Origin of the sequence: Streptococcus oralis, assembly GCF_023109155.1 — a bacterium.
GTDB classification, from domain to species: Bacteria; Bacillota; Bacilli; order Lactobacillales; family Streptococcaceae; genus Streptococcus; species Streptococcus oralis_BZ.
This window is the reverse complement of record NZ_JALDUA010000001.1, coordinates 190,257-214,089: the sequence shown is the minus strand read 5'-3', so window position 1 is coordinate 214,089 and position 23,833 is coordinate 190,257. Positions and strand designations below refer to the sequence as shown.

The following is a 23,833-nucleotide window of genomic DNA, read 5'->3' as shown; positions in this document are numbered from 1 at the left end:
TCTTTATTTTCTCTTGCTAAACACTTTAACAAATAACACCCAAAGAAGAATAGCGACGAGACTGATAATAACCACTATAAAGTATGTTTCTTCCTTTGTCAATAGTTCTTGCCAGTTGATTTGGATTCCCATTTTTTCTTGAAATTCCTGTAACAGACTGTTATTTCCTGAAAATGCGGTCTCTAACTGCTTTTTCATCAAGACTTGTCGATAGAGAGAAGCAATATAAGTTGCAGGGGTACATTTCATGAAAAGCTGTGCAGAATCAGGTAATACTCCAATGGGGATATAAGTTCCTACTAAAAATCCAGAAGCAGTCCCCACTATAGTTGCCAGTTTGCCAAGGCTATCTACAGATTGAAAACGGTAAATCAAGAGAACATTTACCAAACTTGAAATCAGACTGCTTAATAACATAATCAAAGCGATTTCCGGTAAATGACTGATAACTGGACTTTCTTTAAAATAAAGGCTCATAACAGCAAACATAAACACCTGCATGACAAAAGAAATGACAATACTGCTGATTAGATAGGACGCCTGTAAGCCCCAGCTACCTAAATCTGTCAAGAAAAGATCTTGATCTACTTGATTTTCACGATCCTGTACCATTTGTGTAAGAGCTGTAAAACTGGTTGTAATCCCAGTCACAGCCAAGGTCCCACCCATCAGCCAGCTGTTTAAAAGATTCGTGCTATTAGGGAGTTGGGACCAAGAATCTGTCAAATTCTTCTGCAAAAAAATGATATAAAGGAGGAAGGAAATCAATGCCCCCAATAATGAGAAAAATACTCCCGAACGATTACGAAAATATAAGATAAAATTCCGTTTCAATAAAGCTAACATTAGCGAACCTCTCTTCCTGTAAGTGCAATAAAGGCATCATCCATAGTACCCGGACGAAACTCAAAAGAATCAATTTCTTCTCGAACTTTTGCCAAATATTCAATGGCCTCCTGTGACGTCCTTGGATAAAAAAGATATTCCATCTCATTTTCTTCCTCGACTGTCATTCCAGTCTGTCGCAATTTTTCTAGATCCTTCATTTCCTTAAAACGAATTTTTAGGATATTAGATGCATACTGGCTTTTAATAGCAGTCGCAGAACCTTGCGCAATCACTTTCCCATGATCAACGATATAGATCTGATCCGCTTCATCCGCTTCATCCAGATAATGAGTCGTTAAGATAATAGTCATCCCTTCATCCTTTTGTAGTCGATACAGTAGATCCCAGATGGATTTGCGAGTTTGAATATCAAGACCTGTCGTTGGTTCATCCAAGAAAAGAATATCTGGTCGCGAAAGAAGAGCACGCGCAATATCAACCCGACGTTTTTGTCCACCTGACAAAGTCCCATATAGTTGTTTCTGGAAAGCCGTCAAACCCAGTTGATGAATCAAATCATCCACACGACTTGCTGCAATCTCCTTATACTGTTGAGCACGAATCGTGAGATTTTCCCTAACCGTCAACATCTCATCCAGTACACTAGCTTGAAAAACAACTCCGATTTTCGTATTTGGCGCATATCGAATCTGACCTTGTGTCGGCTTTTTCAAACCGATTAACATGGAAATAGTGGTTGATTTCCCTGCACCATTGGGTCCCAAAATAGCATTGAAACTTCCTTTTTCAAACTCTAACTGAATATCATCGACAGCCATATGATTGCCGTACCGTTTAGTCAAATGCTTAGCTTGTAAAATCATATTTTTTCCTCCTCTTTACCACACTAGTTTAACAAAAAGAATGAAAGAAAAATCGACTTTTGAGATAAGCAGTTAAAATGAAAGGACAAGTGGTAAAATAATGGGGGCTAAGTTAAAGTGGTGCAGGCTGCAACCGTTTTTCTCCTATCGAATCACTAGAGGATGTTGAAAAATACTTACAACCATACATTATATTTTTAAACATACGCTATAAAAGAGGTGTTTTATAGCATCCGGCAGAAAAATCCAAGAGTCAGTAGTATTGTTCTCGCTAAAGCAAACAATAAAAAATGAATCAGAAATCATAGCACACACTCCCTTCTAGTAAAATGAAAATGCTGAATGGGGCAGGATTGAATTTGAAGTAAGCAAGTATGGTCCTGAATTTGAAACTGCCATTAACGATGAGTCTATCTATTAGGAAAGAAATCTTCAATACAAGCAAAAACAGCTCTTGTTATCCAAGAAGAGCTGTTCTATTTTATGAAAGAGAGAGTCACTAGTGACCCTTGTGCTTCTCTCTACGTTTTTGCTGTTTGCGTTCAAATTTCTCTTGCTTGAGCAATTGCTTTTGGAGACTAGACTGTTGTTTTGAATACTTTTTTCGTTCGTCATACTGCAACTGCAAGAGCTCTTGTGACTTAGAAGAAACTTTCTGCTTCACCTGTTTCTTTACAGCTCGCTGCAGACGCTTCGGATTCTTAATCTTCACATGCTGTTTGACTGTTGCCTCTGGACTAAAAGATAACCGAGCAAACTGAGTCTGTAAAAGTTTCAAAATTTCATCCTCTTTTGGTTCCTGACCAAATGTCACTCGACAAACTTGATAAGTTCCCTCATACTCTTGTTCAAACAATCCATGCCAAAATCCATCTTCAAAATAAACTGTCAAGCCAATTGAAACGATTTCCACGACAGCACCTCCTTAAATCTATCCCTAAGAATGGACAACCAAGGAGGAAGGTTACTGATAGGCTTGCCTACGTCTGGACTACCAACCAGAACTGTGTTTTTATCTTAGTTGGGACTATTATAGCACGGTTCAGCACTATCTACAAATTTTTCAAATGTGTATCAAAAAAATTTATCGTAGCAAACCAAGAGTCTACACTTTCTTTCATTAATAAGCGCCAATCTTTTCGATAACGATGATTCGGTTGATAAGCAACCGTTAACATATGCCCCGTTTCATGGTATTTTTTAAACAAAATGGATTTCCCTTTATAATGTGAAATAATATCATCTATCGCGGATGACGCATCCCATATTTCATCGACATCGCTTCCTAGTAATAATAAAGGAGAGGCAATTTTACTCACATCAATCTGAGCCCTACTATCTTCAGAAATATGTTTTCCAAAAAACTTGTTTAACAAATAATTTCCTAGTTGAAATTTTTGATACGGAAGTTCTTTTTGCAAATATGTCCAAGAAGATGAATGAGAGTTGAGTTTTCCCTTTATTCCCTCAAATATTACATTTGAGGGGGAATTGAGTACCAAACATTGCACATCATCCAAAATACTTTGTCCAGCTAGAACAAGCTCTGCTCCTTTAGAACGACCATATATTCCTATTTTTGTATTATCAACTTGAGGATGATGACATAGAAAATCTTTCGCTTCCTCCAGACATTCTATCGGAATTCGTTCTAAGTTTTGGGGTAATCCCTCTAAACCAAAATAAGCTATCGCAAGACAAATGTAGCCTCTAGAAGATAAAAGTTGGGCAATGTTCTGAGCTTTTTCAATTCTTCCCTCACTACCACTAACAATAATCACGGCTGGCGCCTTTCTTAACTTTTCATCATAAAATAATCGACCTTGAAAATGCTTATCATAAATATCTTGATACCTTATTCCCAGATTCATATAACGCCTTACAAAACTTTGCTCCGCGACCACATCTTTCCCCAGCCTGATTTTAATTTCAACACCAAAACAATTTCGTAATGGAATTCTATCAAGAGAACTGGGTAATCTCCTTTTCCTATTCTTCAACGGTTTCGCATTAAAGAACAAGCTCATTTCTGAAACTCCTTTATAAGATCCCGAAATAGATGCTGTTTGAGAGGTGTCAATCATACCGTCCTGATCAGATAAAAAAATTGCAGTTGATTTCCACATGACATCATGATCTAAAAGTAAGGGAGCATTTATACAGTAATAATCAGACAGGTACATTTCTACACAATACCTTGTCCTTGGTTCTAAACCATTGATAGTAATATAAAAAGATTCATCTGCTAAGTCAGTTTGTGAAATCAGTTCAATGTTTACAGTCATATCTTCTCCTTTTGTTAATATACTTAACAACCAAATTTAAAATTTACCGTGACTTTCACCACGGTAATCTTCCCCATACATTTTCAATATCATCCATCAATTTCACAACTATTTGAAGCTCCTCCTCGCTATAGTTGTTTAAAACTGAAAAGACCGATTCTTCAATATATGCTTGTTGCTCCTTATGGATTTTAAAAACTTCGATGCCTTTTTCAGATAATCTCAAATATTTATTTTTCCCATTATTCGGAGCAAAATCAAAAACAACTAAATTTTTTTGAATTAATCTCCTAACACTTTGAGTTATTGCACTTCTCGAAACTTTTAATAATTCAGATAATTTCACTAGATTTAAGGGCTGATTTTTCCCAATCACAACAATCAAATGTACCTCATTCAACGTAATGGATTTGTCAATACTAATTTTATGTTGATTTTTTTTTAGCTGTTCAAATGCTAAAATAAATCTATTGAAACGATTATTAAATGTAATAAATTCTTTTTTATCCATAATCTCTCTTTTCTTTGTTAATTATATTAACAAAATAGAAACTTCCTGTCAAATAAAAATCCTCCAGATTCTACTCTGAAGGATTCCTATCTTATTTCACAACGATATTAACCAATTTATTAGGTACTGCAATCACCTTCACGATTTCCTTGCCATCAATCTCCACTTTGACTTTTTCGTCAGCCAGAGCAATTTCTTGCAATTCTTCACGTGAGAGGTCTTTAGCGACCATGAGTTTGGCACGGACTTTTCCTTTGATTTGGACGACGATTTCGATTTCGTCTTCAACCAATTTGCTTTCGTCCCAAGTTGGCCAAGCTACATAAGAGATGGACTCACCTGTTGCAGCAACTGTTTGCCAGAGTTCTTCTGCCAAGTGAGGTGCAAATGGGGCAATCAATTGGATAAAACCTTTGGCGTAGTCCACATAGAGTTTGTCTTCCTTGTTGGCAGCGTTGACAAAGACCATGAGTTGGGCAATGGCTGTGTTGAATTTCATGGATTCGATTTGCTCAGTGACAGATTTGACTGTTTCATTGTAGACCTTGTCAAGAGCACCATTATTTTCCGCGACAATTTCTTTACTTGTAATCAAACGGTAAACACGGTCAAGGAATTTACGGCTTCCTTCCAGACCTTCCTCAGACCAAGCGATGGAAGCGTCAAGTGGCCCCATGAACATTTCATAAACACGAAGGGTATCGGCACCATATTGTTCCACCACATCGTCTGGGTTAACAACGTTCTTGAGGGATTTAGACATCTTGGCTGGTGCTTGCTCCAACTCTTCTCCTGTTTCCACATGGAAGAAAGAACCGTCACGTTTTTCAACCTTATCAGTCGCTACAAGAGCTCCACGGTGGTCACGATAGCTTGTCCCCAAAATCATCCCTTGGTTAAAGAGTTTTTGGAATGGTTCTTTGGTTGGAACAACACCAAGGTCATAGAGGAATTTGTGCCAGAAACGAGCGTAAAGCAAGTGAAGAACGGCGTGTTCTGCACCACCCACGTAGATATCCACTGGCAACCATTGTTTGAGGAGATCCTCATCAGCCAATTTCTCAATGTTATGAGGGTCAATATAGCGGAGGTAGTACCAACTTGAACCAGCCCACTGTGGCATGGTATTGGTTTCACGACGACCTTTAACACCATCTTCACGAGTCACTTCAAGCCAGTCTGTCAAGTTAGCTAGTGGACTTTCACCAGTACCTGAAGGACGGATGTCCTTAGTTACAGGCAAGACAAGTGGCAATTCATTTTCAGGAACAGCCGTTGAAGTCCCATCTTCCCAATGAATGATTGGAATTGGCTCACCCCAGTAACGTTGACGGCTAAAGAGCCAGTCACGGAGACGGTAGGTAACCTTCTCTTGACCGCAGCCTTTTTCTTCCAACCAAGCCACAATCTTAGCAATAGCGTCTTCTTTGTTCAGTCCATCAAGGAAGTCTGAATTGACATGAAGACCATCTTCAGTATAGGCAGCTTCTTCAACGTTTCCACCTTCTAGCACTTCTACGATTGGTAGGCCAAATTGTTTGGCAAATTCCCAGTCACGTTGGTCATGGGCAGGCACAGCCATTACCGCACCTGTACCATAGCTAGCAAGAACATAGTCCGCAATCCAGATTGGAATTTCCTTGCCATTGACAGGGTTGATGGCATAAGCACCAGTCCATACACCAGTTTTTTCTTTAGCAAGGTCGGTACGAGCCAAGTCAGACTTGAGACTAGCTTGGTGTTTGTAGTCTGCAACTGCATCAGCTTGCTCTGGACTTGTGATGGCATCTACTAGTTCATGCTCAGGAGCCAAGACAGTGAAAGTCGCACCGAAAAGCGTATCCGGACGAGTGGTAAAGACGGTAAATTCCTTGTCAGTCCCTTTCACTTTAAAGGTGACATTGGCACCAGTTGATTTACCAATCCAGTTGCGTTGCATGTCCTTGATAGACTCTGGCCAATCCAACTCATCCAAGTCATTAAGCAAGCGCTCTGCATAGGCCGTGATTTTGAGCATCCATTGGCGCATCGGTTTGCGGACAACAGGATAGCCCCCACGCTCAGAAGTTCCATCAGGAAGCACTTCTTCATTGGCAATGGCTGTTCCTAGTTCCTCAACCCAGTTTACTGGTACTTCCGCTTCATAGGCCAAACCTTTTTCGTAAAGCTTGGTGAAGATCCACTGAGTCCATTTGTAGTAGTTTGGATCTGTTGTGTTAACTTCACGGTCCCAGTCGTAAGAGAATCCAAGCGCGTTGATTTGACGTTTGAAGTTGGCAATGTTTTCCGCTGTAAATTCTGCTGGGTCATTCCCCGTATCCATAGCGTATTGCTCTGCAGGCAAACCAAAGGCATCCCAACCCATTGGGTGAAGGACATTGTAGCCTTGCGCACGTTTGTAACGGCTGAGGATATCGGTTGCTGTGTAACCCTCTGGGTGTCCTACGTGAAGACCCGCTCCAGATGGATAAGGGAACATGTCAAGCGCATAAAACTTCGGTTTTGATGCATCTGTTCCTGTCTTAAATGTATGATGTTTCGCCCAGTAGCCCTGCCACTTAGGCTCAATTTCTTTATGATTGTAAAAACTCATGGTCTCTCTCCAATTTTATGATGTTACTATTATACCATTTTCAAGAGATTTTTACAGATGAAATCATGAAGTTTCCATTGATACCTATTACAAAACATACTCTAACTATTTCCTTTTAATTGACCACCAAAATTGAAAGTTGTATAATGCTAGCTGGAGGAAATAATCATGGATTTACAAACTATTTTTGCATATGGGTTCATTCTCATTTTCATCATCACAGAAACGTGGATTAAAAGGAAAACAAAATCAAACAATGAAAATAACTCTGAAGACAAAGGAAGTCGTTACATCATTATTGGTAGTGTTGTTTGTTGTCTTCTATTAATGAATGAACAACTTCTACCTTCTATAGCTCAATTGCCACATTTTTTGATCTATATTGGAATTCTCCTTTCTCTAGCCGGCTTTGTATTACGTATCTATGCAGTTAATTATCTTGGGAAGAATTTTACACTTGCGGTTCAAACAACAGATAGTCAGCAGTTGGTAGAAGCAGGGCCCTATTCTATAGTAAGAAATCCTGCCTATACTGGTAGCATCGTATCCATACTTGGCTTGTCAATTGTTTCATTAAATCCTCTCACAATTATCATTTGTCTCATTCTATTGGTAGTTGGTTACAGTATTCGATTAAAAGTAGAAGAAAAAGCCTTATACAATCATTTTGGAAAAGCATATGAAACATACTGTCAAAAGGTTCGCTATCGAATTTTCCCTTATATTTGGTAATTTCATTCAAATATAACATATCTTTCAACTAGGTTTGACTGATTGCTAAACATGATAAATATTTTTTTAATGAAGGATTGAGTTTTGCGTTATGCAAGATTCAATCCTTTTAGTTTAATTTCATTCTGTCTATATCTCCTTTATGGTATTATTCTCCAAAATGATTCTAGCCTTCCTTTCATAACATCACATCCCCCAAAAATTTTTACTTTTTCGGAACTATTGATTTAAATCATATCCTTTAACTCAAAATTAGCTCCTAATCGGAGCTAACTTCTATTAACTATTTGTCTCTAACATCTTCTCACGTCCGAGCTCTCGATAGCTACGGTCACCAACAACTTCTACGCTAAACTGACCGTCCTCATATTCAAGAATCGTCACGCTACCATTATCCAGACCATGCGGATGCATGCCATTGATCAGATAAACAATGGTACCAATCGTCATTCCATGGCTCACAACGAGGGCATTACCCCCACCTTGTTCTTCCATTTCTTTAGCAATCGCTTCAAAGCCTTCCTTGATTCGACCACTGAGTTTTTCCCAACCTTCAGCCCAGCCTGCAGTATCAACCTCTACCAAACCTTCTGCTAGTTCTGCATAGGACAACTGATGAACATGGTCTACATTGAAAATTCTCGGAATCAATCCCATAAAGAGGTCCCCATCATAGGCCCCATCAAAACTACCAAAGCACCACTCTCTGATGCGCTTGTCCATGCGGTAAGGGATTTTCCCCTGTAGTCCAAGTTCTTCTAGGATAATTCCCATGGTTTGAATAGTGCGACCTGAATCACTGGAATAAGCGCGGTCAAACTGCAAGCCAGACTCTCTCAAGCCAATTCCCAGTTCATGGATTCCCAACTCACCTTCTGCAGTCAGAGGTGTATCACTCCATCCTTGAGCACGTCCAATGGTGTTAAACATCGTTTTCCCATGACGGACCAAATACAATCTTACTTTAGACATTTTCTATCCTCCATTTTCTTCTATTATATCATGGATCAAAGAAATATTCGGCTTTCAAAAGCAAAGCCAACATTTGTAAATTATCCAAAAGAAAAGCTACCCTCATGGTAGCTTCCCTAGGAGATTATTATGAAAAAGTTTAGGATTTCTATTAAATAAAGTTAGGAGGTCTTTATTTAATGATTATAGTATACACAGTCATCCTTAAACTCAACTTAAATCCTCTCTCTTTTTTATTAATTTTTAAAACTATGGATTGGAGCTGGGATTTGCCCACCGCGAGAGATAAAATCAACAGACGAAGCCCCGTTGACTTTCATCACTGGAGCTGTTCCTAGTAAACCACCAAACTCAATTATATCGCCTTCTTTGCCCTTTGGAATAATACGGACCGCCGTTGTTTTCATGTTAATAACACCAATGGCCGCCTCATCCGCAATCATAGCCGCAATGGTTTCAGCAGGCGTATCTTCCGGAATGGCAATCATATCCAATCCGACAGAACAGATAGCAGTCATGGCTTCTAGTTTCTCTAAATTCAGAAAACCATCTTGCACCGCAGCAATCATCCCCTCATCTTCAGAAACGGGAATAAAAGCACCTGACAAGCCACCGACTTGGTTACAAGCCATCACTCCGCCCTTCTTAACTTGGTCATTCAAAAGAGCAAGAGCAGCCGTTGTCCCATGCGTACCAACTGTTTCTAGGCCCATTTCCTCAAGGACACGAGCCACAGAATCGCCAACTGCAGGAGTAGGTGCCAAGCTTAGGTCGACAATTCCAAAGTCAACACCCAGTCTCTCGCTGGCCATCTGACCAACTAATTGACCGATACGAGTAATCTTGAAGGCCGTTTTCTTGACTGTTTCAGCTACTACATCAAAGCTCTGTCCACGAACTTTTTCCAAGGCACGCTTGACCACACCAGGACCCGAAACCCCGACATTGATGATAACATCTGCTTCGCCAACACCATGAAAGGCCCCTGCCATAAAAGGATTGTCCTCAACAGCATTAGCAAATACGACCAACTTGGCCGCACCCATATCTGATAGCGCAGCTGTTTCCTTGATGATACGTCCCATATCAGCGACCGCAGTCATGTTGATACCTGACTTGGTCGAGCCAATGTTAACAGACGAACAAACCTTGTCTGTCTCAGCTAGAGCGCGTGGGATAGAATTGATGAGAATTTCATCTCCTTTTTGGTAGCCTTTTTGTACCAAAGCTGAGAATCCACCGATAAAGTCAACACCAATCTCCTTGGCAGCCTTATCAAGTGCCTTTGCCAAAACAAGATAGTCTGTCGCATCAGTCGCAGCACCAATTAAAGAAATTGGAGTCACCGATACCCGTTTATTAACAATAGGAATCCCAAGTTCTGCAGCAATTTCGTCTCCTACAGCCACTAAATTTGCAGCTTTAGTGGTGATTTTTTGGTAAATCTTTTCAGCAGCACGTTCAATATCTGGATCAATGCAGTCCAAAAGGGAAATCCCCATGGTGATGGTTCTGATATCGAAGTTCTGCTCCTCAATCATGGCAATGGTTTCTGTAACTTGTCTAATATCCATAGCCGCCTCCTAGATATTATACATAGCGTCAAAAATCGCCGCACTTTGAATATTGATTTTGACATTCAAGGCCTGACCGAAAGTTTCAAACTCATTTCGTAGATAAGTGAAATCCTGTTTTTCGTCACTAGAAACGACCGCCATCATAGTAAAGTATTCATCCAACACCGTCTGAGAAATATCGTCAATATTCAAACCCAAGTCTGCAATCTTAGTAGACACGCCTGCAACAATCCCAGCCTTATCCTTACCAACCACTGTAATAATAGCCTTCATCCTTATACCCCATTTCTACGATTTTTAGAAAAACTGAACGTTTTTGATTTTCTTTTTCCCTAGTATAGCATATTTCCATAGAAAATACTAAAAAACGCCTGCTTACGAAGTTGTTCTTAAGAAAAAAACAATTTCGTAAACAAGCGTCTACCCTATCAAATGATGATGAGTGTTCCCGCTAGGACTGAAGTCCCAGCGGTAGACCAGAGCTAGACTAAGAGCACAAGACTCCATCATCATAACACTCAACAAAATTGATGATTTTATACTAATTCGATGATCGCCATTGGCGCAGCATCACCACGACGTGGTTCAGTTTTAAGGATACGAGTGTATCCACCGTTACGTTCAGCATAACGAGGTGCGATTTCTGAGAACAATTTTTGAAGTGCTGTAGTAGAAGTGTACTTATCAGTTGCTTCATCATAGTTTTCAGATGCGATTTCATTACGTACGAAAGCAGCTGCTTGACGACGTGCATGCAAATCACCACGTTTACCTAGAGTAATCATTTTTTCAACAGTTTTACGGATTTCTTTAGCACGAGCTTCAGTTGTCACGATTGATTCGTTGATCAAAAGGTCAGTTGTCAAATCGCGAAGCATTGCTTTACGTTGTGAGCTAGTGCGTCCTAGTTTACGGTAAGCCATGTATTCCTCCTTTATTTATCTTTTAATCCAAGACCCAAGTCAATGAGTTTGAGTTTCACTTCTTCCAAACTCTTGCGTCCAAGATTTCGTACTTTCATCATCTCTGCTTCAGATTTTTCTGTCAAATCATGCACAGTATTGATACCGGCACGTTTCAAACAGTTGTATGAACGCACAGACAAGTCCAGTTCCTCAATCGTACGATCCAAAATACGATCGTCAGATTCAGTATCAGCTTCTTTCATCACTTCAGTTGACTTAGCAATCTCAGTAAGATTTGTAAACAAATCAAGATGTTCTGTCAAGATACGTGCTGAAAGCCCTAAAGCATCTTCTGGAATAATTGTTCCATTAGTCAAGATTTCAAGGGTTAATTTGTCAAATCCATCATTGCTACCTACACGAGCAGGCTCTACTTGATAGTTGACTTTTGTAACTGGTGTATAAATAGAATCTACAGCAAGTGTTCCAACTGGTGCATTATCTTTTTTGTTTTCATCAGCAGGTACATATCCACGACCACTGTTAACAGTCATTGTCGCTTTTAGAGAAGAACCTTCACCGATTGTAAAGAGATAATGATCTGGATTTACAATCTCAATATCACTGTCAGTCAAAATGTCTCCAGCTGTAATTTCAGCAGGACCTTCAACGTCCAGTTCAATGATTTTTTCGTCTTCAACGTATGATTTCACTGCAATCCCTTTAATGTTCAGAATGATTTGCATCACGTCTTCACGAACACCTGGAACTGTGTCGAACTCATGCAAGACACCTTCAATGTTGATAGATGTCACTGCTGCTCCTGGTAGAGAAGCTAGTAGTACACGACGAAGAGAGTTACCAAGAGTTGTACCGTAGCCACGTTCAAGTGGTTCGATTACAAACTTGCCATAATCTTTATTTTCATCAATTTTTGTTATATTTGGTTTTTCAAACTCAATCATTTAGTTACTCCCTCTTAAACGAAAAGCAGTGTAATGCGATGATTATACACGGCGACGTTTTGGAGGACGAGCACCATTGTGTGGCACTGGAGTCACATCACGAATTGCTGTTACTTCAAGACCAGCGGCAGCAAGCGCACGAATAGCTGACTCACGACCAGAACCTGGACCTTTTACAGTAACTTCAACTGATTTAAGACCGTGTTCTTGTGCAGATTTAGCAGCAGCTTCAGAAGCCATTTGAGCAGCGAATGGTGTAGATTTACGAGAACCTTTGAAACCAAGAGCACCAGCTGATGACCAAGCAATTGCATTACCATGCACATCAGTAATCATAACAATAGTGTTATTAAATGTAGCGTGAATATGAGCAATACCAGATTCGATATTCTTTTTCACACGACGTTTACGTGTTGGTTTAGCCAAGACTTTTACCTCCTATATTATTTTTTCTTACCAGCAATCGCAACAGCTTTACCTTTACGAGTGCGAGCGTTGTTTTTAGTGTTTTGTCCACGGACAGGAAGTCCACGACGGTGACGAATACCACGGTAAGAACCGATTTCCATCAAACGTTTGATGTTCAAGTTTACTTCACGACGAAGGTCACCTTCAACTTTGATTGCATCCACTTCACGACGGATAGCATCCTCTTGATCTGATGTAAGGTCACGTACACGAACATCTTCTGAGATTCCAGCAGCAGCCAAAATTTTCTTAGATGTTGCAAGTCCGATACCATAAACGTAAGTCAATGAGATTACTACGCGTTTGTCATTTGGAATGTCAACTCCAGCAATACGAGCCATTTTTTCTCCTTTCTATCTTATCCTTGACGTTGTTTGTGTTTTGGATTTGCTGGGCAAATTACCATAACACGACCATTACGACGAATTACTTTACAGTATTCGCAAATTGGTTTGACCGATGGTCTTACTTTCATTTCTTATCCCTCCAAGTTTTTCGATTATTTAAAGCGGTAAGTGATACGTCCACGTGTCAAGTCATATGGACTCATCTCGACAGTAACACGATCTCCCGCTAAAATACGAATATAGTTTTTACGAATTTTACCAGAAACTGTTGCTAAAATCTGATGTCCATTTTCAAGTTCAACCGTAAACATTGCGTTAGGCATTGTATCGACTACTTTGCCTTCAACTTCAATCACATCGTCTTTTGCCACGCAAAAGCACCTCCATAAATTTCGATTCGATGCCTCTGAAAACAGAGACAACAATTATAAGTCAGACTATCTCAGTATAACATTTGTAGCGATTTTTTGCAAGTGTGAAAAACGCTTTATTTCAAATTTGTCAATACTTTTTCGATGTCTTTGAACACATCATTGATATCTTGATTTCCTTCGATATCGTGGACCAATCCTTTGGCACGGTAGTGAGCAATGATTGGTTCACCTTGGGCGATATTCACATCCAAACGACGCTTCACTGTCTCAGGTTTATCATCTTCACGTTGGTAATAATCTTCCTCTTTATAGTCAACTGGTGGGTTGAAAACTTTGTGGAAGGTTTCACCTGTTTCGCGGTGGATGATACGACCACTCAAACGTTCCAAGAGACAATCTGGATTCACTTCGATATTGATCACGCCTTCTAGTTCGATACCAAGTTCCGCCAATGTTTTGTCCAAGGCATGAGCTTGTTCAATCGTACGTGGGTAACCATCCAACAAGAAACCTGTTTCTTTGATGTCGTCCTGAGAAAGGCGTTCTTTAACAATTCCATTTGTAACTTCATCCGGAACCAACTCACCTTTGTCAATATATGACTTGGCAAGTACACCCATTTCAGTTTGATTAGCCATAGCAGCACGGAACATATCTCCAGTTGAAATGTGTGCCACGTGGAATTGCTCCACAATTTTAGCTGCTTGCGTTCCCTTACCTGCTCCAGGTAAGCCCATAATCAAAAGATTCATGATAGGATCTCCTTATTTTGTATTTAAATAGAAGCAGAAATTCGTTTCAACCCCTATTTAAAAACAAAATAGAAGAGGGGAGACGAAAATCTCTCTGATAGATAGACCTTCATACTCCACTCTCTAAGCAAAAGTAATCTTGCTTTTATTCTGTTTTGTCCATGAAACCAACATACTTACGTTTCAATAGGTAACCTTCTAGCTGTTTGATTCCTTCGATACCAGTTGAGATAATGATCAAAAGACTAGTTCCCCCAAAAGCAACAGCTTCTGAAAGACCAAAGACATCTTTTGCCACAATCGGCAAGATTGAAATCACACCAAGGAAGATTGATCCGACAGTCGCAAGGCGACGAAGAAGTTTCGACATGAATTCTTCAGTACCCTTACCAGGACGGACACCATGAATGTAGGCTCCACTCTTTTGCAAGTTTTCTGCTGCTTTCTCTGGATTGATCTGTACAAATGTATAGAAGAATGTAAAGAGAATGATCAACAAGGCATACATGGCAACACCTGTTGGAGATGTTGTAGATAACATTTCCTGTGCTGTACGTACCCAAGCCCAATCATGACCTGTAGCACTCAAAAATTGAAGAATGGCTGCAGGTGCTGCTGTGATGGAACTTGCAAAGATAACTGGGATAACCCCCGCTGGGTTTACCTTCAAAGGAAGGTATGAGCTTGATGGGGCTCCTTGAGCAACTTTTGTATATTGGATTGGAATTTTATATTCTGCCTGTTGAACAAAGGTTGTAAAGTATACAATCAACAAGACAGCGATAATCAAAATAACGACAAAGATAATAGATGAAGTCAAACGGCTACTTGGAATATTGACGAAGTAGTCAACATAGATTCCTTTAATCATCTCAGGGATTGAAGCGACAATACCTGCAAAGATGATCATAGAAACACCGTTTCCGTATCCCTTATCTGTAATTTGTTCCCCGAGCCAAGTTACAATCATACTACCTGCTGTGAGGATAATACCGATAGTAACAAAGACTTGTGGTGTTAAAGCTGTCGTTAATAATTTTGCTCCAGAAAGAGTGTTAAATCCTGCTGTAATCCCGATAGATTGAACAAATGCAAGCACAAGTGCAATATAACGAGTAGCTTGGTTTAGTTTTCTCCGTCCTACTTCCCCTTGTTTGCCCCATTCTACAAACTTCGGTAAAATATCCATTTGTAGCAATTGAACAACGATTGAAGCAGTGATATACGGACTTACTCCGAGTGCAAAAACGGAGAAGTTCTTCATGGCATTCCCTGAAACAAGACTAAGCATGTTCAAGAAAGATAAACCACTGAGAGCTTCTAAACTTTTCGCATTCACACCTGGAACTGTAATACTTGTCCCAATACGGAAAACAAGAATGATAAAAATTGTAAAGAGAATTTTTGATCGAACTTGTTTAACCTTGAGCGCTTCTTTTAGTAATTTAAAAAACATGGGTCACCTCTCTTAGATGACTTCTACAGAACCACCTTTAGCAGTGATAGCTTCCTCAGCTGATTTAGAGAATTTAGCTGCTTTCACAGTCAATTTCTTAGTCAACTCACCGTTACCAAGAATTTTAACTCCTGATTTTTCAGCTTTCACAATTCCTGCTTCGATAAGTACAACTGGAGTTACTTCTGCACCGTCTTCAAAGACGTTCAATTGGTCAAGGTTTACAATTGCGTATTCTTTAGCGTTGATGTTAGTGAATCCACGTTTTGGAAGACGACGGAACAATGGAGTTTGTCCACCTTCAAAACCAAGGCGAACTCCGCCACCGCTACGAGCTTTTTGACCTTTTTGACCGCGACCAGATGTTTTACCGTTACCTGATGAAGTACCACGACCAACACGGTTACGTACTTTACGAGAACCTTCTGCAGGTTTCAATTCATGAAGTTTCATTATTATTTTCTCCTCTTTTGTAAAATGCTAGCGCCGATAAGAGAGAAAAGGTTGTCTCCCTTATCAACTCGCCTATACATGGTCATCTAAGATGACTATACCTAGTTTTAGGGGATGAGTATTGCCACATCCCCTAAAAATTCATTAGTTTACTTCTTCAACTGTTACCAAGTGAGATACTGCAGTGATCATACCACGGATAGCAGCGTTGTCTTCTTTGATAACAGAGCTGTTCAATTTGCCAAGTCCAAGTGCTACAACAGTTTTACGTTGTGATGGAATGCGTCCGATTGGAGACTTAGTCAAAGTAATTTTAATTTGAGCCATTTTATCCCCTTTCTTATGCCAAATCAGAAACTGAAATACCACGAAGGGCAGCAACTTCTTCAGCGCGTTTCAATTGTTTCAAACCTTCAACAGTTGCGCGAACAATGTTGATTGGAGTGTTAGAACCAAGTGATTTAGATGTAATATCTGCCACACCTGCCAATTCCACAACGGCACGAACTGCACCACCAGCGGCAACTCCAGAACCTTCTACAGCAGGTTTCAACAATACTTTAGCTCCACCGAATTCTGAAAGAACTTCGTGTGGGATTGTTGTTCCAACCATAGGAACCTCAATCAAGTTTTTCTTAGCATCTTCTACTGCTTTGCGGATTGCTTCTGGAACTTCTTGAGCTTTACCAGTACCAAATCCTACGCGACCGTTGTGGTCACCAACAACAACAAGAGCTGCGAAACGAAGACGACGTCCACCTTTAACAACTTTTGTAACACGGTTGACAGCAACTACGCGTTCTTCTAATTCAACTGCATTGTCTTTAAATGCCATTTTCTAGTGTCCTCCTATTAGAATTTCAATCCGTTTTCACGAGCTGCATCAGCCAAAGCTTTCACACGTCCGTGATATAGATATCCACCGCGGTCGAACACCACTTCTGAAATACCTTTAGCGTTTGCACGTTCTGCAACGAGTTTACCGACAGTAACGGCTTGTTCAGTTTTAGTTCCTTTTGAAACTTCTTTGTCAAGAGTTGAAGCACTTGCGAGCGTTACACCCGCTACGTCATCAATCACTTGAGCGTAGATGCCTGTATTAGAACGGAATACGTTCAAACGTGGGCGATCAGCAGTTCCAGAGAGTTTTCCGCGAACGCGACGGTGGCGTTTTTGGCGGAGTTTGTTTTTATCTGGTTTAGAAATCACAGTTTTCACCTCTTTAGTTTTAAATCGTGTGCTATGCACTAAGTTGGAAAATAGGTTGGTGGTTGAAAATCAACCACTCAACATTATTTACCTGTTTTACCTTCTTTACGGCGAACGAATTCACCAACGTAACGGATACCTTTACCTTTATATGGTTCTGGTGAACGAAGGCTACGTACGTAAGCAGCTGTTTGACCAACTACTTCTTTTGAAATTCCGCTAACAACGATTGTTGTTGGGTTTGGAAGTTCAAAAGTAATTCCTTCTGGAGCTTCAACTTCGTCTGGATGAGATTTACCAACAGCCAAAACAAGTTTAGATCCTTGAAGTTGTGCACGGTAACCAACCCCACGCATTTCAAGTTCTTTCTTGAATCCTTCTGATACACCAATTACCATGTTGTTCAAAAGGGCACGAGTAGTTCCGTGGATTGTTTTCATTTCTTTTGAATCGTTTGGACGGTGAAGAGTTACTTCAGTACCTTCCACACGAATTTCAATATCTTTTGAGAACTCACGAGTAAGTTCTCCTTTAGGTCCTTTTACAGTTACAACGTTGTCATTGTTAGTGATTTCAACACCAGCAGGCAACACGATAACTTTATTACCAATACGTGACATGTTTTTATTCTCCTGTTAAATTGTCAGACCAGAACGGCCAGTTTTCACGGGGGCATTCGGATTAGAGCAAACCTAGTTTCTTTCGAAAAGCTTTGACAAACTCCTGATATTCTGTCAATACATCAATAGCCGCAGGACTATAACCAATTTCACATAAAAGAGATACAAGGTCATCTTTTGACAATTCAGCCAAAGCGTCTTCTGCAACAATAAGTTTTTCATTCAATTCAGTAGCTTTCATCTTTTTCTCCTAAACTAATTTACTCTCAATTTAGCTGATCAGTAAATCAGCTAAATTGAACACGAGCTATGGTCTGTGTGAAAAAGACAAATCTTCCTAGAGTGTTAACACTCTTTGTCAGATTTCCTATTTTCACATTGCCCATGACGCTCTTTGTATCTTGATTTCACCAAACGTAAGCGATAACTTCTCCACCAACATTCTTTTGGCGAGCTTCTTTATCAGTAAGCAAACCTTCAGAAGTTGAAAGGATAGCAATTCCAAGTCCGTTAAGAACTTTTGGAAGATCTTCACGTTTTTTGTAGACACGAAGTCCTGGTTTAGAAACACGTTTCAAGTTAGTGATAACTTTTTCACCGTTTGGTCCGTATTTAAGGAATACACGGATGATGCCTTGTTTGTCATCTTCGATGATTTCTACGTTCTTAACAAAACCTTCGCGTTTAAGGATTTCAGCAATCCCTTTTTTGATGTTTGATGCAGGTACTTCAAGTACTTCGTGTTTCGCTTGGTTAGCGTTACGAATACGAGTTAGGAAGTCTGCGATTGGGTCAGTCATAACCATTTTGTTTTTCTCCTCTTACTAGTAGTTTGCAAGTTGCACTTGCTAGTTAATACATGATACAAAGAGCGTAACAGCAAGAGCAAAAATAGGCAATTTGATGCAGGAGCGATGCTCCAAAGAAAATTGGTCTTTTTTGCCAAAGCTGTAGCTCGTGTTCAAATTGGCAAGTCCAACTGAACCCGGGCTAAACTCTGTGTGAAAAAGATAAACTTTCCTAGAAACTTCAGTTTCTTCGTCAAGTTTCCTATTTTCACTTGGAGTTTTGACGCCCTTGATATCTTAAATTACCAAGATGCTTTTGTTACACCAGGAATTTGTCCTTTGTAAGCTAATTCACGGAAGCAAACACGGCAAAGTTTAAATTTGCGGTAAACTGAATGTGGACGACCACATTTTTCACAACGAGTATAAGCTTGAGTAGAGAACTTCGCTGGACGTTTGTTCTTAGCAATCATTGATTTTTTAGCCATTAGATTTACCTCCTATATTATTTTGCAAAAGGCATTCCAAGGCCTGTAAGCAATGCACGTGACTCTTCGTCAGTGTTAGCAGTTGTTACGATAACGATGTCAAGACCACGAGTTTTGTCAACGTCATCAAAGTTGATTTCTGGGAAGATCAATTGTTCTTTCACACCAAGTGTGTAGTTTCCGCGTCCATCAAATGATTTTGTTGGAACACCGTGGAAGTCACGTACACGTGGAAGTGAAACTGAAACCAATTTGTCCAAGAATTCGTACATACGTTCACCACGAAGGGTAACTTTTGCACCGATCGCTACACCTTCACGAAGACGGAAGCCGGCGATTGATTTTTTAGCTTTAGTGATAAGTGGTTTTTGACCTGAGATAAGTGCCAATTCTTCAGCAGCTTTTTCAAGACTTTTAGCGTTTGATACAGCTTCACCAACACCCATGTTCAAAACGATCTTATCTACTTTAGGCACAGCCATCACTGATGAGTAGTTGAATTGTTCTGTCAAAGCAGGAACTACTTCATTAAGATATTTTTCTTTTAAACGATTTGCCATTATACTTCTCCTTTCCTTCGTGATTAATCAAGCACTTCGCCTGATTTTTTGTTGTAGCGAACTTTTTTACCGTCTACAAATTTGTAACCAACACGACCAGCTACACCATTTTTGTCCAATACTTGAACGTTTGATACGTGGATAGCTGCTTCTTTCTCGATGATACCACCTTGAGGAAGTTCGTTAGTTGGACGTTGGTGTTTCTTAACGATGTTAACACCTTCAACGATAACTTTGTTTACTTTTGGAAGGGCAGTAAGGACAACAGCTTCTGTTCCCTTATCTTTACCAGCGATTACGCGAACTTTGTCGCCTTTTTTTACAAACATTAGGTTTCTCCTTGATTTTTCTTACGCCCATAAGGGCACCCTAGCATTAAGCTAGGGGACTAGTTTGTTTGTTTTTGCTCTGCGAAAATCAAAGCAATCCTTCGTCAGTTTCAACTCACCTAACTTAAGTTATGCTTTCGTCTTACTTCCTAGACTTGTTTTAATTTTCTTTGAGCAACCAATTAAAGTACTTCTGGAGCAAGTGACACGATCTTCATGAAGCCACCTTCACGCAATTCACGTGCAACTGGGCCAAAGATACGTGTTCCGCGAGGAGTTTTGTCTTCACGGATGATAACTGCTGCGTTTTCGTCAAATTTGATGTATGAACCATCAGCACGACGAGCACCTGATTTAGTACGAACGATAACAGCTTTTACAACGTCACCTTTTTTAACCGCACCACCAGGAGTAGCTTGTTTTACAGATGCCACGATAACATCACCGATGTTTGCAAATTTACGTCCTGAACCACCAAGAACTTTGATAGTCAAGATTTCGCGCGCACCGCTGTTGTCTGCGACTTTCAAACGAGTTTCTGTTTGAATCATTTCAGTTTTCTCCTTTCAGGTTTGATTAGATGATGACCGCTTCTTCAACAACTTCTACAAGACGGAAACGTTTTGTAGCTGAAAGCGGACGGGTTTCCATGATACGTACGATATCGCCTTCTTTGGCAACATTGTTTTCATCATGTGCTTTGTATTTTTTAGAGTAGTTAATACGTTTACCATAGACTGGGTGGTTACGTTTTGTTTCAACTACAACTGTGATTGTCTTGTCCATTTTGTCAGATACAACACGTCCAACAAGAACTTTACGATTATTGCGTTCCATTGAAATTTCTCCTTCCCTAGTCTATTATTTCGCTTCAGATTGAACTGTTTTGATACGAGCGATTTGTTTTTTAACTTCTTTCAAGCGAGCTGTTTGTTCCAATTGACCAGTAGCAGCTTGGAAACGAAGTTCAAACAATTCTTTTTTCAATTCGTTTTCGCGCTTCGCGAGTTCTTCTTGAGAAAGACCACGAAGTTCTTTAACAAATTCTTTTACTTCATTAAGTTTCATGCCTTCTCCTTATTCTGCTTCACGTTTTACGAATTTACATTTAACTGGCAATTTGTGGCTTGCAAGACGAAGCGCTTCGCGAGCGATTTCTTCAGATACACCAGCGATTTCGAACATCACTTTACCACGTTTAACTGGTGCTACCCAACCTTCAGGTGCCCCTTTACCAGATCCCATACGCACACCGATAGCCTTAGCAGTGTATGATTTGTGTGGGAAGATTTTAATCCAAACTTTACCACCACGTTTCATGTAACGAGTCATGGCGATACGAGCAGCTTCGATTTGGCGGTTAGTGATCCAGTGGCTAGTTGTAGCTTGAAGACCGTATTCACCGAATGCTACTTCTTTTCCACCTTTTGCTTCACCGCGCATTTTTCCACGGAATTCACGACGGTGTTTAACACGTTTAGGTACTAACATTGGTTATTTACCTCCTTTAGTGTTTTTACGAGCTGGAAGAACTTCACCACGGTAGATCCATACTTTAACACCAAGTTTACCGTATGTAGTATCTGCTTCTTCCCAAGCGTAATCGATATCTGCACGAAGTGTGTGAAGTGGAACAGTTCCTTCAGAGTATCCTTCAGCACGGGCAATATCTGCACCGTTCAAACGACCTGATACTTGAGTTTTGATTCCTTTAGCTCCAGCACGCATTGCACGTTGGATTGCTTGTTTTTGTGCACGACGAAAAGCGACACGTTGCTCCAATTGACGAGCAATTCCTTCACCTACAAGGTGAGCATCCAAATCAGGTTGTTTGATTTCGATGATGTTGATGTGTACTTGTTTTCCAGTCAATTTGTTAAGTTTTGCACGGAGTGCATCAACGTTAGCACCACCTTTACCGATAACCATACCTGGTTTAGCAGTGTGAAGTGAAACGTTAACTTTGTTTACTGCGCGTTCAATTTCGATAGTTGAAACTGCTGCGTCAGCAAGTTCTTTTTGAACGAATTTACGGATTGCAAGATCTTCATGAAGGTAATCCGCGTATTCTTTTTCAGCATACCATTTGGCATCCCAATCACGGATGATGCCGACACGCATACCAATTGGATGTACTTTTTGACCCACGATGTTACCTCCTTATTTTTCTGCAACAGCTACAGTGATGTGAGCTGTACGTTTGTTGATTGGTGAAGCTGAACCTTTCGCACGTGGACGGAAACGTTTCATAGTTGGTCCTTCGTTTGCGAATGCTTCAGATACTACCAAGTTAGCTTTGTCCAAACCAAAGTTATTTTCAGCGTTAGCTACAGCTGAATTCAAAACTTTCAAGATGATTTCAGCAGCTTTGTTTGGTGTGAATGTCAAGATTGCAATAGCATCGGCTACGCTTTTACCACGGATGTTGTCAAGAACAAGACGTGATTTACGAGGTGAAACACGTACTGTACGAGCCATTGCTTTAGCTGAAGTAATTTCTGCCATTTATGTTCTCCTTATTTTCTACGTGTTTTCTTGTCGTCTGCAGCGTGACCTTTGTAAGTACGAGTTGGTGCAAATTCACCAAGTTTGTGACCTACCATGTCTTCTTGGATGTAAACAGGTACGTGTTTACGTCCGTCATAAACTGCAATAGTGTAACCAATGAAACTTGGGAAGATCGTTGAACGACGTGACCAAGTTTTGATAACTTTTTTCTTTTCGTCGTTAGCTTGAGCTTCAACTTTTTTCATCAAATGCTCATCGACGAAAGGTCCTTTTTTAAGACTGCGTCCCATTTTTATATTTTCTCCTTTAAATGTTGTACCACAGCGGCTTGCGCTCACATGGAGCGCTACCGAGCTGGCGGATTTCCTAGTTGCTTAGGCGACTAGTTTACTATTATTTCTCGTTGCGACGACGAACGATAAGTTTGTCAGATTTCGCTTTCTTGTTACGAGTTTTAAGACCAAGAGCAGGTTTGCCCCATGGAGTAGATGGCGCTTTACGACCAACTGGTGCTTTACCTTCACCACCACCGTGTGGGTGATCGTTAGGGTTCATTACAGAACCACGAACTGTTGGGCGGATGCCTTTCCAACGGCTACGTCCTGCTTTACCAAGGTTTACAAGTCCATGTTGTTCGTTTCCGACAACACCAACTGTAGCACGACAAGTTCCAAGAATCATACGAACTTCGCCAGATTGAAGACGAACAAGAACGTATTTACCTTCTTGACCCAATACTTGGGCAGAAGCACCAGCAGCACGTACCAATTCTCCACCACGACCTGGTTTCAACTCGATATTGTGAATCAAAGTACCAACTGGGATGTTAGCAAGTGGAAGAGCGTTTCCGACTTTGATATCTGCTTCAGGACCTGAAACGATACGTTGACCAACTTCAAGACCTTTTGGAGCAATGATGTATGCTTTCACACCGTCAGTGTAGTGTACAAGAGCGATGTTTGCAGAACGGTTTGGATCGTACTCGATTGTTTTAACAACTGCTTCAACGTTGTCTTTGTTACGTTTGAAGTCAACCAAACGGTAGAAACGTTTGTGTCCACCACCTTGGTGACGAACAGTGATACGACCGTTGTTGTTACGACCAGCCTTGCTCTTCAAAGCAACAAGCAATGATTTTTCAGGAGTGCTTGTTGTGATTTCAGCGAAATCCAAAGAAGTCATATTACGGCGACCGTTTGTTGTTGGTTTATAAACACGAATTCCCACGA

At 40.3% G+C, this 23,833-nt stretch carries 36 protein-coding genes; 1 reads left to right on the top strand and 35 read right to left on the bottom strand.

Annotated features, from left to right (window positions below):
- Positions 1-3 precede the first annotated feature (3 nt).
- From M1F63_RS01090 to leuS, 6 genes are all read right to left on the bottom strand, one after another.
- Positions 4-846: an ABC transporter permease gene (locus M1F63_RS01090; protein WP_247940511.1), complete on the bottom strand. Its 843-nt coding sequence runs from the start codon at positions 844-846 to the stop codon at positions 4-6.
- A complete protein-coding gene (locus M1F63_RS01085) occupies positions 846-1,712 on the bottom strand; it encodes an ABC transporter ATP-binding protein (protein WP_007520786.1) in 867 nt (288 codons plus the stop codon). The genes M1F63_RS01090 and M1F63_RS01085 overlap by 1 nt, the downstream gene beginning before the upstream one ends.
- Before the next feature lie 499 nt (positions 1,713-2,211).
- The gene (locus M1F63_RS01080) at positions 2,212-2,625 is read right to left on the bottom strand and encodes a YjdF family protein (RefSeq protein WP_216728606.1); all 414 of its coding nucleotides are present in this window, start codon (positions 2,623-2,625) and stop codon (positions 2,212-2,214) included.
- 139 nt (positions 2,626-2,764) lie between these two features.
- Positions 2,765-3,997: an acyl-CoA thioester hydrolase/BAAT C-terminal domain-containing protein gene (locus tag M1F63_RS01075; RefSeq protein ID WP_216728607.1), complete on the bottom strand. Its 1,233-nt coding sequence runs from the start codon at positions 3,995-3,997 to the stop codon at positions 2,765-2,767.
- 55 nt (positions 3,998-4,052) lie between these two features.
- On the bottom strand, positions 4,053-4,508 hold the full coding sequence (locus M1F63_RS01070) for a MarR family winged helix-turn-helix transcriptional regulator (protein ID WP_216728608.1): 456 nt from the start codon (positions 4,506-4,508) through the stop codon (positions 4,053-4,055).
- Between the two features lie 91 nt (positions 4,509-4,599).
- Complete coding sequence (leuS, locus tag M1F63_RS01065) at positions 4,600-7,101, bottom strand: leucine--tRNA ligase (protein WP_247940510.1); 2,502 nt, start codon at positions 7,099-7,101, stop codon at positions 4,600-4,602.
- A 168-nt stretch (positions 7,102-7,269) separates the two neighbouring features.
- Here leuS and M1F63_RS01060 point away from each other — a divergent pair, with 168 nt between their 5' ends.
- On the top strand, positions 7,270-7,833 hold the full coding sequence (locus M1F63_RS01060; protein ID WP_000365731.1) for a methyltransferase family protein: 564 nt from the start codon (positions 7,270-7,272) through the stop codon (positions 7,831-7,833).
- A gap of 279 nt (positions 7,834-8,112) precedes the next feature.
- On the opposite strand, the gene M1F63_RS01055 is transcribed toward M1F63_RS01060, so the two are convergent.
- From M1F63_RS01055 to rplB, 29 genes are all read right to left on the bottom strand, one after another.
- On the bottom strand, positions 8,113-8,805 hold the full coding sequence (locus tag M1F63_RS01055; RefSeq protein WP_000049281.1) for a histidine phosphatase family protein: 693 nt from the start codon (positions 8,803-8,805) through the stop codon (positions 8,113-8,115).
- Between the two features lie 236 nt (positions 8,806-9,041).
- Entirely contained in the window at positions 9,042-10,379 is a 1,338-nt protein-coding gene (locus tag M1F63_RS01050) for a PFL family protein (protein ID WP_247940509.1), read from the bottom strand.
- 9 nt (positions 10,380-10,388) lie between these two features.
- Positions 10,389-10,655, bottom strand: coding sequence for an ACT domain-containing protein (locus tag M1F63_RS01045; RefSeq protein ID WP_000644107.1), 267 nt, complete (start codon positions 10,653-10,655; stop codon positions 10,389-10,391).
- 263 nt (positions 10,656-10,918) lie between these two features.
- On the bottom strand, positions 10,919-11,305 hold the full coding sequence (rplQ, locus tag M1F63_RS01040; protein ID WP_000331493.1) for a 50S ribosomal protein L17: 387 nt from the start codon (positions 11,303-11,305) through the stop codon (positions 10,919-10,921).
- A gap of 11 nt (positions 11,306-11,316) precedes the next feature.
- On the bottom strand, positions 11,317-12,252 hold the full coding sequence (locus M1F63_RS01035) for a DNA-directed RNA polymerase subunit alpha (protein WP_000568993.1): 936 nt from the start codon (positions 12,250-12,252) through the stop codon (positions 11,317-11,319).
- Positions 12,253-12,294: 42 nt separating this feature from the next.
- Positions 12,295-12,678 carry a 30S ribosomal protein S11 gene (gene rpsK, locus M1F63_RS01030; protein WP_001118385.1) on the bottom strand — a complete coding sequence of 128 codons (384 nt, stop codon included), beginning with the start codon at positions 12,676-12,678 and terminating at the stop codon, positions 12,295-12,297.
- A 17-nt stretch (positions 12,679-12,695) separates the two neighbouring features.
- Positions 12,696-13,061, bottom strand: a complete 366-nt coding sequence (rpsM, locus tag M1F63_RS01025; protein WP_000090781.1) for a 30S ribosomal protein S13 — start codon at positions 13,059-13,061, stop codon at positions 12,696-12,698.
- Between the two features lie 17 nt (positions 13,062-13,078).
- Entirely contained in the window at positions 13,079-13,195 is a 117-nt protein-coding gene (gene rpmJ / locus M1F63_RS01020; protein WP_001808836.1) for a 50S ribosomal protein L36, read from the bottom strand.
- 24 nt (positions 13,196-13,219) lie between these two features.
- A complete protein-coding gene (gene infA, locus M1F63_RS01015; protein WP_001029883.1) occupies positions 13,220-13,438 on the bottom strand; it encodes a translation initiation factor IF-1 in 219 nt (72 codons plus the stop codon).
- A gap of 116 nt (positions 13,439-13,554) precedes the next feature.
- Positions 13,555-14,193: an adenylate kinase gene (locus tag M1F63_RS01010; RefSeq protein WP_001050433.1), complete on the bottom strand. Its 639-nt coding sequence runs from the start codon at positions 14,191-14,193 to the stop codon at positions 13,555-13,557.
- Between the two features lie 145 nt (positions 14,194-14,338).
- Complete coding sequence (secY, locus tag M1F63_RS01005; protein WP_000465385.1) at positions 14,339-15,649, bottom strand: preprotein translocase subunit SecY; 1,311 nt, start codon at positions 15,647-15,649, stop codon at positions 14,339-14,341.
- A gap of 12 nt (positions 15,650-15,661) precedes the next feature.
- Positions 15,662-16,102 (bottom strand): 50S ribosomal protein L15, encoded by a 441-nt coding sequence (gene rplO / locus M1F63_RS01000; protein ID WP_000766089.1) that lies wholly within the window; start codon positions 16,100-16,102, stop codon positions 15,662-15,664.
- Positions 16,103-16,246: 144 nt separating this feature from the next.
- Complete coding sequence (rpmD, locus tag M1F63_RS00995; RefSeq protein ID WP_000057241.1) at positions 16,247-16,429, bottom strand: 50S ribosomal protein L30; 183 nt, start codon at positions 16,427-16,429, stop codon at positions 16,247-16,249.
- A gap of 13 nt (positions 16,430-16,442) precedes the next feature.
- Positions 16,443-16,937, bottom strand: coding sequence for a 30S ribosomal protein S5 (gene rpsE, locus M1F63_RS00990; RefSeq protein WP_000874204.1), 495 nt, complete (start codon positions 16,935-16,937; stop codon positions 16,443-16,445).
- A 17-nt stretch (positions 16,938-16,954) separates the two neighbouring features.
- Positions 16,955-17,311, bottom strand: a complete 357-nt coding sequence (gene rplR, locus M1F63_RS00985; protein WP_004244055.1) for a 50S ribosomal protein L18 — start codon at positions 17,309-17,311, stop codon at positions 16,955-16,957.
- Positions 17,312-17,394: 83 nt separating this feature from the next.
- Positions 17,395-17,931 carry a 50S ribosomal protein L6 gene (rplF, locus tag M1F63_RS00980; protein WP_000086624.1) on the bottom strand — a complete coding sequence of 179 codons (537 nt, stop codon included), beginning with the start codon at positions 17,929-17,931 and terminating at the stop codon, positions 17,395-17,397.
- A 61-nt stretch (positions 17,932-17,992) separates the two neighbouring features.
- Entirely contained in the window at positions 17,993-18,172 is a 180-nt protein-coding gene (locus M1F63_RS00975; protein ID WP_000648250.1) for a hypothetical protein, read from the bottom strand.
- A 166-nt stretch (positions 18,173-18,338) separates the two neighbouring features.
- Complete coding sequence (gene rpsH, locus M1F63_RS00970) at positions 18,339-18,737, bottom strand: 30S ribosomal protein S8 (protein ID WP_000245504.1); 399 nt, start codon at positions 18,735-18,737, stop codon at positions 18,339-18,341.
- Between the two features lie 284 nt (positions 18,738-19,021).
- Positions 19,022-19,207, bottom strand: a complete 186-nt coding sequence (locus tag M1F63_RS00965; RefSeq protein WP_001085697.1) for a type Z 30S ribosomal protein S14 — start codon at positions 19,205-19,207, stop codon at positions 19,022-19,024.
- 17 nt (positions 19,208-19,224) lie between these two features.
- Complete coding sequence (gene rplE, locus M1F63_RS00960) at positions 19,225-19,767, bottom strand: 50S ribosomal protein L5 (protein ID WP_000013542.1); 543 nt, start codon at positions 19,765-19,767, stop codon at positions 19,225-19,227.
- Between the two features lie 23 nt (positions 19,768-19,790).
- Positions 19,791-20,096 (bottom strand): 50S ribosomal protein L24, encoded by a 306-nt coding sequence (gene rplX, locus M1F63_RS00955; protein ID WP_000497691.1) that lies wholly within the window; start codon positions 20,094-20,096, stop codon positions 19,791-19,793.
- Positions 20,097-20,278: 182 nt separating this feature from the next.
- Positions 20,279-20,647: a 50S ribosomal protein L14 gene (rplN, locus tag M1F63_RS00950; RefSeq protein WP_000616545.1), complete on the bottom strand. Its 369-nt coding sequence runs from the start codon at positions 20,645-20,647 to the stop codon at positions 20,279-20,281.
- 25 nt (positions 20,648-20,672) lie between these two features.
- Positions 20,673-20,933 carry a 30S ribosomal protein S17 gene (rpsQ, locus tag M1F63_RS00945; protein ID WP_000440801.1) on the bottom strand — a complete coding sequence of 87 codons (261 nt, stop codon included), beginning with the start codon at positions 20,931-20,933 and terminating at the stop codon, positions 20,673-20,675.
- 24 nt (positions 20,934-20,957) lie between these two features.
- Positions 20,958-21,164: a 50S ribosomal protein L29 gene (rpmC, locus tag M1F63_RS00940; RefSeq protein WP_000772918.1), complete on the bottom strand. Its 207-nt coding sequence runs from the start codon at positions 21,162-21,164 to the stop codon at positions 20,958-20,960.
- Positions 21,165-21,173: 9 nt separating this feature from the next.
- The gene (gene rplP / locus M1F63_RS00935; RefSeq protein ID WP_000960946.1) at positions 21,174-21,587 is read right to left on the bottom strand and encodes a 50S ribosomal protein L16; all 414 of its coding nucleotides are present in this window, start codon (positions 21,585-21,587) and stop codon (positions 21,174-21,176) included.
- A gap of 3 nt (positions 21,588-21,590) precedes the next feature.
- Positions 21,591-22,244 (bottom strand): 30S ribosomal protein S3, encoded by a 654-nt coding sequence (gene rpsC, locus M1F63_RS00930; protein ID WP_000529936.1) that lies wholly within the window; start codon positions 22,242-22,244, stop codon positions 21,591-21,593.
- A 12-nt stretch (positions 22,245-22,256) separates the two neighbouring features.
- Positions 22,257-22,601: a 50S ribosomal protein L22 gene (gene rplV / locus M1F63_RS00925; protein WP_000818137.1), complete on the bottom strand. Its 345-nt coding sequence runs from the start codon at positions 22,599-22,601 to the stop codon at positions 22,257-22,259.
- 11 nt (positions 22,602-22,612) lie between these two features.
- Positions 22,613-22,894 carry a 30S ribosomal protein S19 gene (gene rpsS / locus M1F63_RS00920; protein ID WP_000533766.1) on the bottom strand — a complete coding sequence of 94 codons (282 nt, stop codon included), beginning with the start codon at positions 22,892-22,894 and terminating at the stop codon, positions 22,613-22,615.
- A 103-nt stretch (positions 22,895-22,997) separates the two neighbouring features.
- A complete protein-coding gene (rplB, locus tag M1F63_RS00915) occupies positions 22,998-23,831 on the bottom strand; it encodes a 50S ribosomal protein L2 (protein ID WP_000512910.1) in 834 nt (277 codons plus the stop codon).
- Positions 23,832-23,833: the final 2 nt, after the last annotated feature.

Excerpts from the sequence above, each read along its gene's own strand:
- rplE (WP_000013542.1), bottom strand. The coding sequence starts at position 19,767 with ATGGCAAATCGTTTAAAAGAAAAATATCTTAATGAAGTAGTTCCTGCT.
- M1F63_RS01075 (WP_216728607.1), bottom strand. The coding sequence starts at position 3,997 with ATGACTGTAAACATTGAACTGATTTCACAAACTGACTTAGCAGATGAA.
- rplO (WP_000766089.1), bottom strand. The coding sequence starts at position 16,102 with ATGAAACTTCATGAATTGAAACCTGCAGAAGGTTCTCGTAAAGTACGT.
- secY (WP_000465385.1), bottom strand. The coding sequence starts at position 15,649 with ATGTTTTTTAAATTACTAAAAGAAGCGCTCAAGGTTAAACAAGTTCGA.
- rpsS (WP_000533766.1), bottom strand. The coding sequence starts at position 22,894 with ATGGGACGCAGTCTTAAAAAAGGACCTTTCGTCGATGAGCATTTGATG.
- leuS (WP_247940510.1), bottom strand. The coding sequence starts at position 7,101 with ATGAGTTTTTACAATCATAAAGAAATTGAGCCTAAGTGGCAGGGCTAC.
- M1F63_RS00975 (WP_000648250.1), bottom strand. The coding sequence starts at position 18,172 with ATGAAAGCTACTGAATTGAATGAAAAACTTATTGTTGCAGAAGACGCT.
- rplQ (WP_000331493.1), bottom strand. The coding sequence starts at position 11,305 with ATGGCTTACCGTAAACTAGGACGCACTAGCTCACAACGTAAAGCAATG.
- M1F63_RS01035 (WP_000568993.1), bottom strand. The coding sequence starts at position 12,252 with ATGATTGAGTTTGAAAAACCAAATATAACAAAAATTGATGAAAATAAA.
- rpsQ (WP_000440801.1), bottom strand. The coding sequence starts at position 20,933 with ATGGAACGCAATAATCGTAAAGTTCTTGTTGGACGTGTTGTATCTGAC.
- rpsE (WP_000874204.1), bottom strand. The coding sequence starts at position 16,937 with ATGGCATTTAAAGACAATGCAGTTGAATTAGAAGAACGCGTAGTTGCT.
- M1F63_RS01050 (WP_247940509.1), bottom strand. The coding sequence starts at position 10,379 with ATGGATATTAGACAAGTTACAGAAACCATTGCCATGATTGAGGAGCAG.
- M1F63_RS00965 (WP_001085697.1), bottom strand. The coding sequence starts at position 19,207 with ATGGCTAAAAAATCAATGATTGCTAAGAACAAACGTCCAGCGAAGTTC.
- rplF (WP_000086624.1), bottom strand. The coding sequence starts at position 17,931 with ATGTCACGTATTGGTAATAAAGTTATCGTGTTGCCTGCTGGTGTTGAA.
- rpsM (WP_000090781.1), bottom strand. The coding sequence starts at position 13,061 with ATGGCTCGTATTGCTGGAGTTGACATTCCAAATGACAAACGCGTAGTA.
- rpmJ (WP_001808836.1), bottom strand. The coding sequence starts at position 13,195 with ATGAAAGTAAGACCATCGGTCAAACCAATTTGCGAATACTGTAAAGTA.
- M1F63_RS01060 (WP_000365731.1), top strand. The coding sequence starts at position 7,270 with ATGGATTTACAAACTATTTTTGCATATGGGTTCATTCTCATTTTCATC.
- M1F63_RS01070 (WP_216728608.1), bottom strand. The coding sequence starts at position 4,508 with ATGGATAAAAAAGAATTTATTACATTTAATAATCGTTTCAATAGATTT.
- rpmC (WP_000772918.1), bottom strand. The coding sequence starts at position 21,164 with ATGAAACTTAATGAAGTAAAAGAATTTGTTAAAGAACTTCGTGGTCTT.
- rpsH (WP_000245504.1), bottom strand. The coding sequence starts at position 18,737 with ATGGTTATGACTGACCCAATCGCAGACTTCCTAACTCGTATTCGTAAC.
- rplX (WP_000497691.1), bottom strand. The coding sequence starts at position 20,096 with ATGTTTGTAAAAAAAGGCGACAAAGTTCGCGTAATCGCTGGTAAAGAT.
- M1F63_RS01085 (WP_007520786.1), bottom strand. The coding sequence starts at position 1,712 with ATGATTTTACAAGCTAAGCATTTGACTAAACGGTACGGCAATCATATG.
- rplV (WP_000818137.1), bottom strand. The coding sequence starts at position 22,601 with ATGGCAGAAATTACTTCAGCTAAAGCAATGGCTCGTACAGTACGTGTT.
- M1F63_RS01090 (WP_247940511.1), bottom strand. The coding sequence starts at position 846 with ATGTTAGCTTTATTGAAACGGAATTTTATCTTATATTTTCGTAATCGT.
- rplP (WP_000960946.1), bottom strand. The coding sequence starts at position 21,587 with ATGTTAGTACCTAAACGTGTTAAACACCGTCGTGAATTCCGTGGAAAA.
- rplN (WP_000616545.1), bottom strand. The coding sequence starts at position 20,647 with ATGATTCAAACAGAAACTCGTTTGAAAGTCGCAGACAACAGCGGTGCG.
- M1F63_RS01055 (WP_000049281.1), bottom strand. The coding sequence starts at position 8,805 with ATGTCTAAAGTAAGATTGTATTTGGTCCGTCATGGGAAAACGATGTTT.
- M1F63_RS01010 (WP_001050433.1), bottom strand. The coding sequence starts at position 14,193 with ATGAATCTTTTGATTATGGGCTTACCTGGAGCAGGTAAGGGAACGCAA.
- rpmD (WP_000057241.1), bottom strand. The coding sequence starts at position 16,429 with ATGGCTCAAATTAAAATTACTTTGACTAAGTCTCCAATCGGACGCATT.
- M1F63_RS01045 (WP_000644107.1), bottom strand. The coding sequence starts at position 10,655 with ATGAAGGCTATTATTACAGTGGTTGGTAAGGATAAGGCTGGGATTGTT.